Genomic DNA, 15,396 nt, shown 5'->3' with positions numbered 1-15,396 from the left:
CGTTACTCCTTATTCGCTGACACTGATTCAGCTAAATTCATCGTGCAAAGGTCATTGATCGTGGTCAGTGACTCTGCTTTTTGCAGGTCAATCTTGTTTAAATGAAGATGCTCAAGCAACAATCGCCATTTCTGCAAATGCTCGGTTAGACGGTCTTCTTCTACCGCCGAACGGCTCCCAAATAAAGCGAATGGCGGTAAATACTCCATGCCTGTCAAGCGAGCCGTTTGTTCTAACGGTTGCAGCAGCTCTCTCACCGTGAAGTGATTATAGCCTTGCGCGCGATAGGCATCTTCTTTACCACCCGCTGTAATTGCGGTGATAAACGTTTTGCCGTGAAGTGCTTTACCCTCATGACCGTAAGCAAAACCATACTCAAGAACGAGGTCTTGCCATTCTTTAAGAATTGATGGCGTTGAATACCAATAAAATGGAAACTGAAACAAGACGACATCATGAGCCAATAGTCTTTTCTGCTCACGCTCGATATTGATCTCAAATCTAGGGTATTCCGCATATAGATCAACGGCTGTCACATAGTCTAATTCTTGTGCTGCTTTAAACAGTGGTGCGTTAATTTCCGAGCGGTGCTGTGAGGGGTGAGCAAACAACAGCAAAATGCGTTTATCACGAATTTCACTTTCATTTACGGTGGAACTATTTGGCGTCATAAAGCTTTCCATTTTTTATCATTATAAAAACAGCATAGTGCGGATTTAAGACAATTTCATTTCTTTCAATAGCTTACTATGCTGCTAGGTATTTCTATGCTGTTTACTTATTTGCTAGGTTTAACGTCGGCCTTAAATCGAGCGGCATTTTCTCGCTCAAAGGCTTCAACATCGCCCTTGCCAAAGAATGCCCAAAACGGCTTTGGTATTTCCAACGCTTTTTGTGTAGCGGGACGAGCATCAATGCGATCAAACCATGCTTGAAGATGAGGTAAGCCATCTACCGAGACATTTGCCCAATAATAGGCACGAGCCCATGGGTACATTGCCATATCTGCGACGGTGAATTCATCGTTAACAAGGTATTGTCGGCCTTCAAGACGGGTATTAAGTACTTCCATCAACCGGCGACTTTCATCGACATAACGTTTTATTGCAAAAGGATGTTCTTCACCTTGTTTGGCCGCAATGCGCTGAAAATACATTGCCTGTCCCATCATCGGCCCAACGCCACCCATTTGAAACATTAGCCACTGCAGTGTTTCCGACTTTGCTTTTTGCTCTTTCGGTAAAAACACGCCGTATTTTTCAGCCAAATACCAAAGTATTGCCCCTGACTCAAAAACAACAAAATCGTCATTACTGCGATCGACGATCGTTGGGATACGTCCGTTGGGATTTAACTTGACGTAATCAGGCGCTTTTTGTTCTTGCTTGGCAAAATCGATATACGTTAAGTCGTAATCTACGCCAGCCTCTTCCAAAAAAATGACAGGTTTCCAGCCGTTCATCGTTGACGCTGTATAAAGGTGTATATCCGCTTGTTTACTCATTTCATGCCCCTTGAATCTGATATTCTTATTTTCCATAGTTCAATTAGAATGTTTTTAACGGTGTCTAGAAGTGCTCGTTAAGGTGTGCTTCAAAACGCGTAAAGTCATTCTCAATATCAGGGTTTTTCATCACGTCGTAACAAGCAAAAGTAGGTAAAGCTTGCATATCAAAAAAGCGAAAGTTCATATGCATTGGAAACCACAAATCATCCACGCTTTTGCCCTGGAAAAGGTATTCACTTTCATCATCAAATGATGCTTTAGGCGCATTAAACGTGAGTGAGAGCATATATTTTTTACCTGACATGGTGCCGCCAGCACCGTAGTTAGCGGTAGGGTTTTCGCTGGTGCGACCATCTCCTGCACACAGTGCGCCCGCCATGCCTGCGGTGTAAACTTCATCCATGTATTTTTTAAACGTCCAAGGAACGCCCATCCAATTGACTGGGCTTTGCAGCAGCACAATATCTGCCCATGTATGATTTTCTAACTCCTGATCAACATCGATGTCTTCTGTCATCGTAACAACACGTATTTCATGGCCTTTTGCCTGCAATTTACTGACAGCAATATCGACTAAGGAAGCATTTAGTTTTCCTTCTGCGAACGGGTAATACTGATGGGCATTAATAATTAATACATTACTCATCTAACTTTCTCCTAAAACGACCACAGACCTAAAGCAAAGCTTTCATGGCGTGAACTGTTTTAATGGTTTGGGTTTAAGAACTTTTATGTGGTATATTTTAGTAACCTTTTAACTTCTATCAACCAGTCACCTTTTAGTAACCACCTTAAATTTGGAGCCTGACTTTTGGAAAGTGTTGTAAAAACAGATAGTAAGGGACGAAAAAAAACATTAAATGTTTGCACTGAGCCATGCGCAATCGAAAAAGGTATGCGCTTAATTGGTGGCAAGTGGACCGGTTCCATTATTTATCACCTCAAAGACGAGCCAGTTCGCTTTAATGATTTATGTCGCATGCTTGGCGGTGCCAGTAAAAAAATGATAGACCAACGTTTGAAAGAACTCGAATCACGCGACATGGTTATTCGTAAAGTTGTCGAAGAACGCCCTATTGCTGTCACCTATCAATTAACTGACTTTGGTCGTTCAGCATTAGATATCCTTGACAGCTTGCGTATTTGGTCCGAGCAAAACGATGTATAAAAAAGCCTAACTTACGTTAGGCTTCTCGTTGATACTTAGTAGAGTTAGTCGACTGTAATGACCACTTTACCCATCGCTTGGCCACTCGCTAAACGCTCGTGAGCCTTGCCAACCTCTTCAAGTCGATAAGACGTTTCGTCAAGCACTGGTACTAAATCACCCGCTTCAACGATGGATTTCATCGCTTTTAAGATGGTTGCATGTTCTTCTCTTCGATGATTGTGCAACATAGGGATCAGCATAAACACAACATGCAATGATAAGCCTTTGAAGTGAGCAGTGGAGAGATCTAGCTCGACCATTGACACTGTCGATGCCACGTGACCATTCAACGCTGCCGCTTCGAATGAATTTGCCATGTTTGCGCCACCAACTGAATCAAATACCACATCAAAGCCAACACCATCAGTGTGTTTTTGAACGTAATCTGCGACAGTCTCTTCACGATAGTTGATTGCGGTTGCGCCAAGCTTTTCAATCAATGCAGACTGTGCGTCGCCACCGCCAGTAGAAAATACATTGGCACCGAAATGTCGAGCGAGTTGCAATGCCACGTGACCAACACCGCCAGAACCACCGTGCACAAGTACATTTTGGCCCGCTTTAATACCCGCACGCATTAAGCCCTCATAAGCAGTAATACCAACCAATGGCAACGCAGCAGCTTCTTGCATCGATAAGTTCGTTGGTTTTAATGCGATAAGGTTAGCGTCAGCAACAATATACTCAGCCAACGTGCCCGGTAAATCAGCTAACCCACCTGCGCAACCGTATACTTCATCACCTACGCTATATTCAGTAACACCGTCTCCAACGGCTTCAACAACACCCGCGAAGTCCATACCAAGCAATGCAGGAGCAGCAGGTGAAAGAGGTAATTCGGCGCCCATTTGACGGATCATGGTGTCAACGGTATTCACACTGGTCGCTTTAATACTGACAAGTACATGGCCTGGTTTTACATCTGGTTTTGGTACGTCTGCCACTTCAAAAACTTCTGGACCGCCAAAGGTGTTTACGAGCATTGCTTTCATGTTTATCTCCCGTTACATAATTGGAACAAAGTATATTTACTAATGACTAACTTGATAATAAGCTAAATATACAAATCAGTTTTTATATTTTGTTGATAATGAATATTGAGCACCTTAAATTGTTTGCCCGTGTTGCACGCACTAACAACATCAGCTTAGCAGGAAATGAACAAGGTCTATCGCCCGCCGTGGCAAGTGCATACATTAGCAAGCTTGAACAAGGGTTAGGTGTTCGCTTGGTTCATCGCACAACGCGTAAAGTGTCCTTAACCGCTGACGGCAAAGCATTTCTACCTCATGCAGAAGAGGTGTTAATGCGTGTCGAAAATGCACGAGCGTCAGTGGGTTCAGGGAGTATTACGGCTACGGGCACATTGCGGATTTCAGCGCCAGCTTCTTTTGGGCGTATGCATATCGCGCCAGCACTCGCAGATTTTTTCGAACGCTTTCCAGAAATAGATATTGATCTAAGACTGAGTGATTCCATCATTGATATGGTCGATGGCGGGTTTGACATTGCGGTTCGCGACTCTAGATTGAGTGATTCAAGTCTCGTCGCCCGTAAATTAGCCAAAGATCACAGAATGTTGATTGCCTCCCCCGCCTATCTCAAAAAATTCGGCACACCTGCTTCAATCGACGATTTAGCTGGACATAACTTTTTAAACTTAATAGGCATGGAAACTTGGTCGCTTGACACGCCAGACGGTCCGGTGGCGGTCAAAACTTCAGGAAATTTTAGAGCAGATAACGGCGAGGCTGTGCGCGACGCTTGTGCGGCTGGTTTGGGTATTGCTGTCAGTTCAAGCTGGTGTGCCTATAAGCAAATTCTAGCAGGGAAAGTCGTACCAGTAATGACAGACTTTCCCCTCATTCACGAAGCCGCTATATGGGCGGTGTACCCTAGCTCTCGTTTAGTTGCCCCAAAAGTGCGGGCATTTATTGATTTTTTTGCGGAATTATACGGTGATACCCCCTACTGGGATAAAGCGTTAAGCACTGGCTAATCGCTGATAAAGAGCATCTTTTAACGTTGCCCTGTCATGTTTTAACTGCTGCATAGCTTCGTCATCAATAGGTGCGTTGTTCAGCTCTAGCTTTCGAATTTCACTATCGAGCTCGTTGTATTTTTTGTTGTTGGCAGCAAACTCAGTATCAGCTGCCAGTAATTTATAAATGGTGTCTTTGTATTCTGGAAAGTCATTTTCCAAAGAGTGAACTTCGCCTAGCATGTTTTGCTCCTGTACATGGTATTAATCAATAATCTCAGCAATGATTTGCTCAATTTTATCTACTACTAACGTCACTAAATGCTCGTTCAGTGCATCTTGGTGTGGCTTGGCAAATTGACCAATATCATTGTCAAAATATTTGCCTGACGCATCGTTAAATTCGTCTGATAACGCTGCTCTACACAAAATGTCGGCGCCAACACTTAAGTTACCACCTGCAACACCATAAGCTTCCTTCACCATCTTGCTACCAAGGAATGACTTTGGATTTACTGCGATAATCGATGGTCCTTTGTCACCAAGCTCTTTTGCCATTTGCATCGACCACATCGTAATCGCCAGTTTGCTTTGCGCGTAAGCCGCGCCGTCCGATAACTCTCTGTGGCCAGAGATAGCATCTAGTTCAATGGTTGCTTGCGCTGCAGATGAAAGATTAACGACCCTGCCGTCTGATGGCATTAACGGCAATAATTTTTTGGTCAACAAGTATGGAGCGAGTGTATTGACAGCGAAGCGGACATCAAGTTTATCTACCGTTTGCCATTCTCTTGTGCTGTATATACCCGCATTATTGATAACGACATCAATGTGTTTTTCATGTGCGACGATATTGGTCGCTAACTCGTTAGTAGCAACAATAGAGGATAAATCTCCTACGTATTTTCTTACGTTCGCTTTTGGGTTAATTCCATGTAGCTGCAGCGCTACATCGTCTAACTTTTGTGGATTTCTGCCGTGGATAAGCAAAGTATGATCAAGGCTGATTAGTGACTTTGCTGTCTCAAATCCAATGCCATCGGTAGCGCCTGTTAACAATATTGTTTTTGTCATTATATTCATTCCTTACACCGCAAACGTAGGTAATATTAAATCGCCGGTTCACATACAGTTATAAAGCCAAAGCGCCAATTAAACGCAACTAATACACTTTGTGAACAATGCTGACATTCCCCAGTGAACTTAACTATAGCAGCAACTGATTCATTCCCAAGGCCATCACTCCCCACCAGCTCTCTACGTCCGATTTTCCTCATCATTTGCCAATTTACGACAGTAAAATGACAGTTTGATTGTCAGCCAGTGCGTGAATACCGCCCTGTTTAGTTTAAAACAAGGTTAGCAACCTAATCTTTTAATGATAATAATCACAAATAACTAAACACTTTTTAGTTTTTATTAACAATAATGACTAACGCGGTAACACCGTCTATCGAAGCAATTCATATATTCCTGAATTCTTCTGCCTGCTCCCCTCATAAGGTGATTAATGCTGAAGGTTTTCATACAAAATTGTATTAATGTCATCAGGTTAAATACGTTAGTATTAAATGAGATAAGGTGAACAAGGCTGATCATGAACGTACTACTGGTTGAAGACGACCAAGAGATTGCTGACTTTATTACGCGTGGCCTGATGCAAGAGGGTGAAAGTGTGCATCATGAAAAAGATGCCCGCAAAGGCATGCTCGCGGCCTCAACAATGGATTTCGATGTACTGATATTCGATCGTTTAATGCCAGGAATGGACGGTATTGATGCCATTAGAATTCTTAGGCAAAGCCAAGTGAATACGCCGACTATAGTTCTCACCGCTTTGACTGAAACCGCAGACCGCGTTGCTGGATTAGATGCAGGCGCCGATGACTATATGGTTAAGCCATTTGCATTTAGTGAACTTTATGCGCGACTGAGGGCATTAGCGCGACGCCAGCCAATGCAAGAAACAGTTAACGAGCTCACACTTGGGGACTTAGTAATAAACCGCACTACTCGGCAGGTAACACGAGCTGGTCAGTTATTGGATTTACTGCCACGGGAGTATCAAATATTGGAGTATCTGGTTCAAAACCCTAATCAACTGGTCACCAAAACCATGTTACTTGAAAAGGTTTGGGGCTTTAGTTTTGATCCCAAAACGAGCTTAGTACAAACCCATGTGAGTCGACTTCGTACTAAGCTAGACAAACCTTTTTCTTTTGACCTTATAAAAACCGTTCGCGGCAGTGGCTATATTATTTCCGAGCATGAATAACGTTATTAAAACCCCTATTTTTAAATCTGTTGTCGTCACAGGTACGCTTGTTACGCTAGCGATTGTCGCTCTCATTAGCGGTTACAGTGCGTGGCGATTTAGCGAAATTGAAGCTGACGTCAAAGCTGAGATCATTGAATTTAAAGAAGAAGTTGTAGGCATCTACGAAGAGGACGGGGTTCGAGGTCTAGTAGAAGAATTTCATATCGATGAATTAGATATTTGGCCAAGAGAAGAAACAGAATCGCATTTTCACGAAGACGAGCTACTATTTTCATTACGAAATTCAAGTGGCGAACTGATTGCGGGTAGTCAACTACCACTGACATTAAATACCGAATGGCAAATGTTCACCTACCCTTTGGAAGACGAAGAGATTGTTGTCTACAGTCACCATTTTATGCTTGGTAACGATCTTGGCGTTAGTCTAACACGAGGTCAAGCGCATGAGCATTATGAGCTTTTGGAGTGGCTTTATTCACTTAGCATAGGTTTGCTCATTTTCTTACCTCCCTCAATCTTACTGATCAGCTACTTTGCTAGCCGTCGATTCCTAACAGAAGTAAAACAGCTGTCTGATGAAGTCAGCACATTAAAGTCAGATAAGTCACTAAAGACACTTGATATATCAAACAAAGGCGACTCCTTGTCTCCACTTCGTTTAGCGATTAATGAATTGATAGGTAAAATGTCAGCGCTGCATCAAGACATTGAAACCATGTCAGTTGGCATTGCTCATGATTTAAAAACACCGTTATCTCGGGTCGCTAATCGTTTGCAACTGATGCAACAAGATATTGATAATAAAGACATGACGCAGCAGCATATCGACCGCGCAGTGGAGCAGCTTGATGTTGTTATTTCAACGTTTAGCAATATTGTCCGTTTGAGTGAAATAGAGTCTGGACGACGTAAGCAGCAGTTCGTCTCTCTCAATCTCTCAGCTTTAATTACTGATATGGCAGAGAACTACTCCCCTGTATTCGATGATACGGGTCGAACGTTAGATGTCTCAGTTGTCTCTAACGTTAGTGCTAAAGGTGATGCTGATTTACTTAATCAAATGCTCAGTAACTTGTTGGAAAATGCGCTTGAATACAGTGAGTCTAATGCAACCGTTTGGGTAAGGCTACAAAGTCATACATCGGGTGTTTTACTGCAAATTGGCGATAGTGGTCCCGGAATTCCAGCATCAGATCATATCAAAGTATTTAGCCGTTTTTATCGAGGAGATATCAGCCGAAACAAGCCGGGTAATGGCCTTGGGTTGAGTATTGTAAAAGCAATTTGTGACCTACACGACGCCGATATTCAATTGATCCCCAACCAAAGTGGCGCGGTATTCAATATCGTAATTCCAACAGCATAACGCACTCAGACAACACTTAGCGCAGTATTCAGGCTATATAGGCGGTTGGCCGAAACATAAGCTCTATCAAATGAATCCCTAACCCTTGTTAGTAATGCAAACCATACATTTTTGTATGGTTTGAGCAGTGAATATGTAAAACACAGGCACGTCATATCGCTCTACAATGAAAATGTAACCAATTTGTTGTGGAGCAGTACAGTGGAACGAAACCTTACGCGATTCAACGTTACCGCATTTAATGCGTTTGACCTTAACCAACGCTGGTATCATATTCTGATACTTTGCTTATGCTTAACATTAACTGCCTGTGGCGGTGGCTCGTCCGGTGGAGATGCCGATGCAAACGACAATGATGTTGTTGCAACACTCGGCACATCTGACGATGATTCAGACGAAGAATCCAACGATGAAAATGGCCAAGATGGTGATTCAGGACAAGACCCTGGAGAAGGCGACGATCAAGGTGGAGGTGGTGATGACCAAACACCGTCTGCGCAAGACAATACGTTTTCAGACAACTTAACAACAGCGCGTTTCCTTACGCAGGCTACCTTTGGCCCGACACCAACAGATATTGCCCAACTCACAGGGACAAGTGCTTCAGATTGGTTTAGACAACAAATCGATATTACGCCGTCTCTCACTTTACCTGTTGTATTAGCGAACGCCCCAGACGACCCAGAGGATGAATTCAATTTACTTTATATTGAGGCGACTAGCTTCGCGTTCTGGCAGAACAGCATTACCGGCCAAGATCAATTGCGTCAACGCATGGCCTTTGCACTGTCTGAATTACTTGTAGTGTCTAATGGTGGTGGCGAAGTACTGACTGACATTCCCCATGCCGTTGCACATTATCAAGACATTCTAATAAACAACGCTTTTGGCAATTATCGAGATCTACTAGAACACGTAACTTACGCTCCGGCTATGGGCTACTACCTAACCTATTTAGGCAGTGAAAAAGGTGATGAAGCTACCGGTAGAATGCCAGACGAAAACTATGCCCGCGAATTACTGCAACTCTTCACTATTGGCGTCGCTGAATTAAACGCCGACGGCACTGAGAAACTCGACGACGACGGAAAAAGTATCGAAACCTACTCTAATACCGATATTACAGGGCTTGCTCGCGTATTCACTGGCTTAAACCTTAACGCCGAAGCGGTTGAAGAGTCAGTCGAAATAGCATTCACCTACCCCATGCAAACGTACCCACGCTCTCACTCACAGAAAGAAAAAACGTTTTTAGGAACAACCATTGCCGCAGGAACTGGCGCGCAGGCTTCAATAACACAGGCGCTTGACCATATATTCTCGCACCCTAATGTTGGGCCCTTTGTTGGCAAACAGTTAATTCAACGCCTTGTTGCCTCGAATCCCTCTTCAGCCTATGTTAGCGACGTAGCGGCAACATTTGATACAGGCAATTATGTATTGCCCGATGGCACCAGTGTTGGCGACGGTCGACGCGGTGACCTACAAGCAACGTTGGCCGCTATTTTGTTTCACCCCGAAGCTCGCTCAATCGCCAGTAATACAGGCGGCAAGATACGAGAGCCAATTTTGCGTTTTACACACTGGGCTCGTGCGTTTGACGTGCAAAACATCACACCTATGTTCCAATTTATCCTATGGGATACATCAGGTGCGAGTTCACTGGGCCAGCATCCATATCGCTCTCCGTCTGTATTTAACTTTTTCCGTCCAGGTTACAAAGCTCCGGGTACGATATCTGCTGAACAAGGGCTTGTTGCGCCAGAGCTACAAATCACCAATGCGAGCTCCATCCCAGGCTATATCAACTTTATGACCTACTTTGCGACGGGTCAGCAACAAGACATTGATATTGATGAGCTACGAGAAGAGTTCCAGGAAGAGCTAGGAATGGAGATTGATGTCAGCCAAGCGCAAAACAGCTTTTTAGTGACTTACGACACCGAAGTAGGGTTGCTCAATGACCACGCAGCACTCGTTAACCATCTCAACGAGTTATTAACCTATGGTCAGCTTTCCACAGAAACAAGCAATGCCATTCTTACCACGTTGTCGGAAATGGAAGAGGCCGAGTATTACGACGAATTCGACTTCATTTCTGTCGCCGTTTTAATGGTGATGACGTCAACGGATTACTTGGTTCAACAATAGGGGCACATTATGAATAGACGTAACTTTTTAAAAGCAAGCTCAGCGACAGCTATGTCAGCATCTATGCTGAACCTAGGCGGCCTAATTGCCAGTAAAAATGCGCGCGCCGCAACTGATGAAGACTATAAAGCCCTTGTTTGTGTGTTTTTATACGGCGGCATGGACAATCACGATACCGTTATTCCATTTGATGAAACGAGCTACAACCAATGGGCGCAAATTCGTGCATCGATGCTTTCGCAATACAGCACAAGTCGCGCACGTAATAATCTGCTACCACTGTCAACGCCCGCTCGCTTTGGCGAAAGACAATTCGCCTTACCACCAGAGATGACAGGCCTGAGTGAGCTTTATAGCCAAGGAAAGATGGCGATAATGGGCAACGTAGGGCCTTTAGTTGAGCCTACAAACGCCACTACCTTTAATAATCAAACTGCACGTGTACCTGCAAGATTGTTTTCTCACAATGATCAACAATCAACATGGATGTCTGGCACAACAGAAGGTGCGCAGGTTGGGTGGGCAGGTCAGCTTAACGATGCACTGATACAGAATGGTCAAACCGATGTAAATACATTTTCAGCCATCACCACCACGGACGGCGAATTACTGTTAACAGGTCAACAAACCTCGCCTTATCGCATCGAAGGCAGCAGCGCCGTTACTATCGATGCAATTGAAGAAACCGATGCTGAATTGTCGAGTCGACTCACAAACCATTTCAGTATGCAAAACTCAGGAGTTGGCAATATCTTACAGCAAGATATGGCGAACAAAATAAACCAGTCGTACGCAGCGAATAGTTTGTTTGACCAAGCGCTTTCGTCAGCGTCAGATAGCACGGCAACCTTCCCTGCTTCACCTATTGGTCGACAATTAGAAGCAGTTGCCAAAACTATCAGTGCCCGTAGCCAGTTGCAAGGCAAGCGCCAAATGTTCATGGTTGCGATGGGCGGATTTGATACCCATTCAGGTCAAGCACAAAGTCTTCCTGTGCTTCAAATGGCACTAGATAGAGCCGTGTCAGCATTTCAAACGGCAATGGACAGCATGAACCTAAGTCAAAATGTCACACTATTCACCGCGTCTGATTTTGGTCGCACCTTAGCAGTAAACGGCGATGGCACTGACCATGGTTGGGGCGCTCATCATTTTGTTGTCGGTGGTGCAGTCAATGGCGGACAGATATTCGGTGATATCCCGCCTAGTACGCTGAACCATGAACTTGATTCTGGCAGCGGCAGACTTATCCCCACGGCATCAGTTGAGCAATACGCTGCTAACTTTGGTGGGTGGTTAGGGCTTAGTGAGTCTGAACTGAACTCGGTATTCCCGAACCTCGCCAATTTCAACGAACGACCTGAGTTGTTTACGAGTTAGTTGCTATAAACAGCCAACATTTACAAACAGCCGATACTACAACGAAAGATGGGCCTTTAAGAAGTCGATAAAGGCCCGAATTCTTGGCGATAACGTGGTTTGTTTATAGTAAACCGCCTGCACAAGCTCGCGCGGGTTAGGACTTGCAACTTCACCGGGTAACACTTCTATCAATCTGTTGTTTTCCAGATCTTGATAACTCATAAAGTTAGACAACAATGCAATTCCCTGGTGGTTCAACACCAATTGCCTTACCGACTCTCCGCTACTTGCGTAAATGCTGGGCCGCAAGGTAACCGATTGGCACAGTGGCCACTTATTCAAGGAAGGCGTACCTGCAAAGCCAATAATTTTGTGTGTAGCAAGTTCCGCTATCGATTGAGGCATGCCGTTCTCTTCAAGGTACTTTGGCGTAGCAACCATACGCAAAGGACTTCTACCTAGCATGGTTGCGTGTAGGTTTGAGTCAGTTAACTGGCCAATACGAATTGCCACATCAGTTCTCTGCTCTAATAGGTCAATGATGCTTTCGTTAGAAATTAGCTCTAGTTGAATGTCTGGAAATTCTGCAGAGAAAGCGCCGATCAACGGAATGACTTGATGGATCAGAAATGGGCTTACTGCATCAACACGTAACTTGCCTGAAGGTTTTTGCCTTAATGCCTTAATCTCTTCCTGACCTTGATTTAACGTTGCCAATGTTTGCTTAGCATAGCCAAGAAATAGCTTACCTTCGTGGGTTAACTCCACACGCCTAGTTGTTCTATTAAACAAAGTCACCTGTAAGTGCTGCTCTAGACGGTGAACAGATCGAGACACTTTAGCAATTTGAATGTCGAGGGCATTTGCCGCATTAGAAAAACCACCCGTTTCAGATACCGCGATAAATATCTCTAAATCAACAATGTTTGTGCCATTCATAGCGGACTCACTTTTGCACATTTAACAAATATTTTTCTCATTATTTGTAGTTTATGTAAATAAATAGATTTTCGACAATACCCTTCTTAAATAAATAACGAGGAAAAAATTATGCCTTTAGCACTTTTTGCGTTAACCCTAAGTGCATTTGCTATAGGAACCACTGAGTTTGTTATTGTTGGTTTAGTGCCCACTATTGCGGCTAATTTAGGTGTGTCGCTTCCCTCTGCTGGTTTGCTAGTTAGCTTGTATGCATTGGGAGTTGCTATCGGTGCGCCACTGCTAACCGCTTTAACAGCCAGGTGGCCACGAAAAGCTGTATTGTTGTCGCTCATGGCGTTGTTCATCGCAGGTAATTTATTAGCCTGGCAATCCCCCAGCTATGAAAGCCTAGTATTGGCTAGAATATTGACAGGTCTCGCCCACGGTGTTTTCTTCTCAATCGGAAGTACAATTGCAACGAGCTTGGTGACTAAAGATAAGGAAGCAAGTGCCATTGCTATTATGTTCACGGGGTTAACCGTTGCTTTGGTGACAGGCGTTCCATTAGGAACATGGATTGGCCAAGAATTTGGTTGGCGGGCAACCTTCTTAGTGGTATCTATATTAGGCTTTATCGCTCTTATTGGCAGCGCATTCCTCATACCGAGCAATTTAAAACAAGGAAAGAGCGCAACCTTTAAAGAACAACTGCAAGTACTGACACATCCGAGACTTTTATTGGTATTCGCGATGACAGCGCTTGGGTATGCAGGTTCATTTGTCGCCTTTACTTATTTGGCGCCTATTTTGGAGCAAGTATCAGGTTTTTCATCAGGCGCTATTGGCCTAGTACTTCTGGTGTATGGAGTATCCGTTGCCATTGGTAATATTTGGGGCGGTAAATTGGCGGACAAAAAAGGCCCTGTGTCTGCGCTAACCACGATATTCGCGCTTCTTGCAGTAATCCTAGCGGTATTCTCATTCACGGCAACCCACCCAATAGCGGCTGTGATTACCGTACTAATTTGGGGCGCTTTTGCTTTCGGCAATGTACCTGGGCTACAAGTTTACGTGGTTCAACTAGCTGAAAAATATACACCAAAGGCCGTTGATGTTGCGTCAGGCTTTAACATTGCCGCATTCAATATCGGTATCGCCTTAGGTTCAATAGTCGGTGGTAAGGTTGTCGATTCCATGCAACTAACTGATACTGCCTGGATTGGTGCCATAGTGGTTCTATTTGCGCTTGCCCTTACTCGACTATCCGGCAGTTTAGACAAGCGTCAATCAAAATCAACACTTTGCACTGCCAATTAGCGTATACAGAGACGTTAAATTTACTGGTTTTATAAGCGTTAAGAACCTGTATACCCTCATTTAGTCGACGCGGACGCAATTGCGTCCGCCCTCTTTCGCTTGGTAGAGCGCTTTATCGGCACGTTCAATGTTAATTTCCATGACTTGTTGTAGTTGCCACAATGCAACACCAAAGCTGGCAGTGACGCTGGTTTCTTTGTCGCCAAACTTGATTGCCGTAACCATCAATTTACTACGAATTCGCTCAGCTACTCCCATTGCCGTATCAATTTGTACGTTCGGCAAAAATAGAAGAAACTCTTCTCCACCGTATCGGCAACACACATCATAATCACGCAGCTCTTGTTTAATGATGTCAGCAAAGGTTGCTATCACTTTGTCACCAAACAAATGGCCATACGTATCATTAACCTGCTTGAAATGGTCAATATCTGCCATGATAACGGCAGCGCTGTTGTGATTTCGACGTAACATGCTGACATGTTTTTCGATTTGGCTAAATCCAGAGCGACGATTAGCAATGCCGGTTAACGCATCAAGGCTGGCAAGCTCTTTTAACTTATCGTTTACTTCTATTTTATAGCTTAACAACAAACATACAGTGACAGCACAAATGTAGGCGGGTAAAGAAATTAACACCCAGATAAAACCAAATCTGTAGTGCTTGTCTTTATCTATATCTATTGGCAGCACAAACAATTCAACGACAAGCAATAAAAACATCGCAGTTAGAACTATTATTAGACCAGTTTCAGCGATGTTTAAATTCTGCTTTCTTATCATTACCAATAAGCCAACACCTATTGCCAAGCCCGCAAATACATAGTTCGAATACGTTGGATTACTACCAAACAAAATAAGAGATAAGTCAATAACAAACAGAATGACTAACAGCCGGAAATGAATTACAGCTCGCTCTCTCTTGCACAATGCTGCGGGTAGCGTAAAAGCGAATGACGCGCCCACAACATTTCTAAATAGCTGAAAGTAATATCCATCGAATTTACTTGGGTTGTAATGAGCAAGAAAAAAAGTAAGAGCAAACAAGAAAAAGGCCATTAAGTACGGGCGTTCGGGCTCTCCACGTAACTCTCCTCGCACTAATGCTGAAGCAAGCAGACAGACAAGAACAAGTATGGCGGTGGCTAGTGCAGTCGCGTCTTGTGCAAGCAACTGAGTTCCTTATTTGAATTTTCTGAAAAGTATAGACAATCAGTTTGAAACACGCTTATTAATTAACATTTTGGTTTTATTTTTTGCTCAAACCATTGCTATTGGTTACGCTTAAAATTGCACTAGTGTT

At 43.8% G+C, this 15,396-nt stretch carries 15 protein-coding genes; 7 read left to right on the top strand and 8 right to left on the bottom strand.

The window, feature by feature from the left end:
• Positions 1-2 precede the first annotated feature (2 nt).
• The 3 genes from ACFSJY_RS07690 to ACFSJY_RS07680 all read right to left on the bottom strand — a co-directional run bounded on the left by ACFSJY_RS07690 (position 3) and on the right by ACFSJY_RS07680 (position 2,153).
• Complete coding sequence (locus ACFSJY_RS07690; RefSeq protein WP_386032937.1) at positions 3-671, bottom strand: NAD(P)H-dependent oxidoreductase; 669 nt, start codon at positions 669-671, stop codon at positions 3-5.
• Between the two features lie 107 nt (positions 672-778).
• A complete protein-coding gene (locus tag ACFSJY_RS07685; protein WP_386032935.1) occupies positions 779-1,504 on the bottom strand; it encodes a glutathione S-transferase family protein in 726 nt (241 codons plus the stop codon).
• Between the two features lie 64 nt (positions 1,505-1,568).
• Positions 1,569-2,153: an NAD(P)H-dependent oxidoreductase gene (locus ACFSJY_RS07680; RefSeq protein WP_386032933.1), complete on the bottom strand. Its 585-nt coding sequence runs from the start codon at positions 2,151-2,153 to the stop codon at positions 1,569-1,571.
• A 165-nt stretch (positions 2,154-2,318) separates the two neighbouring features.
• Between ACFSJY_RS07680 and ACFSJY_RS07675 the strand changes: the two genes are divergently transcribed.
• Positions 2,319-2,675: a winged helix-turn-helix transcriptional regulator gene (locus ACFSJY_RS07675; protein ID WP_386032931.1), complete on the top strand. Its 357-nt coding sequence runs from the start codon at positions 2,319-2,321 to the stop codon at positions 2,673-2,675.
• Positions 2,676-2,719: 44 nt separating this feature from the next.
• On the opposite strand, the gene ACFSJY_RS07670 is transcribed toward ACFSJY_RS07675, so the two are convergent.
• Positions 2,720-3,709 carry a zinc-dependent alcohol dehydrogenase family protein gene (locus tag ACFSJY_RS07670; RefSeq protein WP_386032929.1) on the bottom strand — a complete coding sequence of 330 codons (990 nt, stop codon included), beginning with the start codon at positions 3,707-3,709 and terminating at the stop codon, positions 2,720-2,722.
• Between the two features lie 98 nt (positions 3,710-3,807).
• Here ACFSJY_RS07670 and ACFSJY_RS07665 point away from each other — a divergent pair, with 98 nt between their 5' ends.
• Positions 3,808-4,716, top strand: coding sequence for a LysR family transcriptional regulator (locus ACFSJY_RS07665; protein WP_386032927.1), 909 nt, complete (start codon positions 3,808-3,810; stop codon positions 4,714-4,716).
• On the opposite strand, the gene ACFSJY_RS07660 is transcribed toward ACFSJY_RS07665, so the two are convergent.
• Positions 4,702-4,941: a YdcH family protein gene (locus ACFSJY_RS07660; RefSeq protein WP_386032925.1), complete on the bottom strand. Its 240-nt coding sequence runs from the start codon at positions 4,939-4,941 to the stop codon at positions 4,702-4,704. The genes ACFSJY_RS07665 and ACFSJY_RS07660 overlap by 15 nt on opposite strands.
• A gap of 21 nt (positions 4,942-4,962) precedes the next feature.
• Complete coding sequence (locus ACFSJY_RS07655; RefSeq protein WP_386032923.1) at positions 4,963-5,772, bottom strand: SDR family NAD(P)-dependent oxidoreductase; 810 nt, start codon at positions 5,770-5,772, stop codon at positions 4,963-4,965.
• A gap of 523 nt (positions 5,773-6,295) precedes the next feature.
• Here ACFSJY_RS07655 and ACFSJY_RS07650 point away from each other — a divergent pair.
• The 4 genes from ACFSJY_RS07650 (at position 6,296) to ACFSJY_RS07635 (ending at position 11,873) form a co-directional block, all read left to right on the top strand.
• On the top strand, positions 6,296-6,973 hold the full coding sequence (locus ACFSJY_RS07650; protein WP_386032921.1) for a response regulator transcription factor: 678 nt from the start codon (positions 6,296-6,298) through the stop codon (positions 6,971-6,973).
• Positions 6,966-8,342, top strand: a complete 1,377-nt coding sequence (locus ACFSJY_RS07645; protein WP_386032919.1) for a sensor histidine kinase — start codon at positions 6,966-6,968, stop codon at positions 8,340-8,342. Before ACFSJY_RS07650 ends, ACFSJY_RS07645 begins: the two co-directional genes overlap by 8 nt.
• 201 nt (positions 8,343-8,543) lie before the next feature.
• Positions 8,544-10,493 (top strand): DUF1800 domain-containing protein, encoded by a 1,950-nt coding sequence (locus ACFSJY_RS07640; protein ID WP_386032917.1) that lies wholly within the window; start codon positions 8,544-8,546, stop codon positions 10,491-10,493.
• A 9-nt stretch (positions 10,494-10,502) separates the two neighbouring features.
• Positions 10,503-11,873, top strand: a complete 1,371-nt coding sequence (locus ACFSJY_RS07635; RefSeq protein ID WP_386032915.1) for a DUF1501 domain-containing protein — start codon at positions 10,503-10,505, stop codon at positions 11,871-11,873.
• Between the two features lie 36 nt (positions 11,874-11,909).
• Here the strand turns inward: ACFSJY_RS07635 and ACFSJY_RS07630 are convergent, their stop codons facing one another.
• Positions 11,910-12,794 carry a LysR substrate-binding domain-containing protein gene (locus tag ACFSJY_RS07630; protein WP_386032913.1) on the bottom strand — a complete coding sequence of 295 codons (885 nt, stop codon included), beginning with the start codon at positions 12,792-12,794 and terminating at the stop codon, positions 11,910-11,912.
• Positions 12,795-12,905: 111 nt separating this feature from the next.
• On the opposite strand from ACFSJY_RS07630, the gene ACFSJY_RS07625 reads away from it, so the two are divergent.
• A complete protein-coding gene (locus ACFSJY_RS07625; protein ID WP_386032911.1) occupies positions 12,906-14,093 on the top strand; it encodes an MFS transporter in 1,188 nt (395 codons plus the stop codon).
• Positions 14,094-14,153: 60 nt separating this feature from the next.
• Here the strand turns inward: ACFSJY_RS07625 and ACFSJY_RS07620 are convergent, their stop codons facing one another.
• Entirely contained in the window at positions 14,154-15,266 is a 1,113-nt protein-coding gene (locus ACFSJY_RS07620; RefSeq protein WP_386032909.1) for a GGDEF domain-containing protein, read from the bottom strand.
• Positions 15,267-15,396: the final 130 nt, after the last annotated feature.

This window comes from Thalassotalea euphylliae, from assembly GCF_042682785.1.
Classification (GTDB): domain Bacteria; phylum Pseudomonadota; class Gammaproteobacteria; order Enterobacterales; family Alteromonadaceae; genus Thalassotalea_F; species Thalassotalea_F euphylliae.
This window is presented reverse-complemented; position numbering and strand designations above follow the sequence as displayed.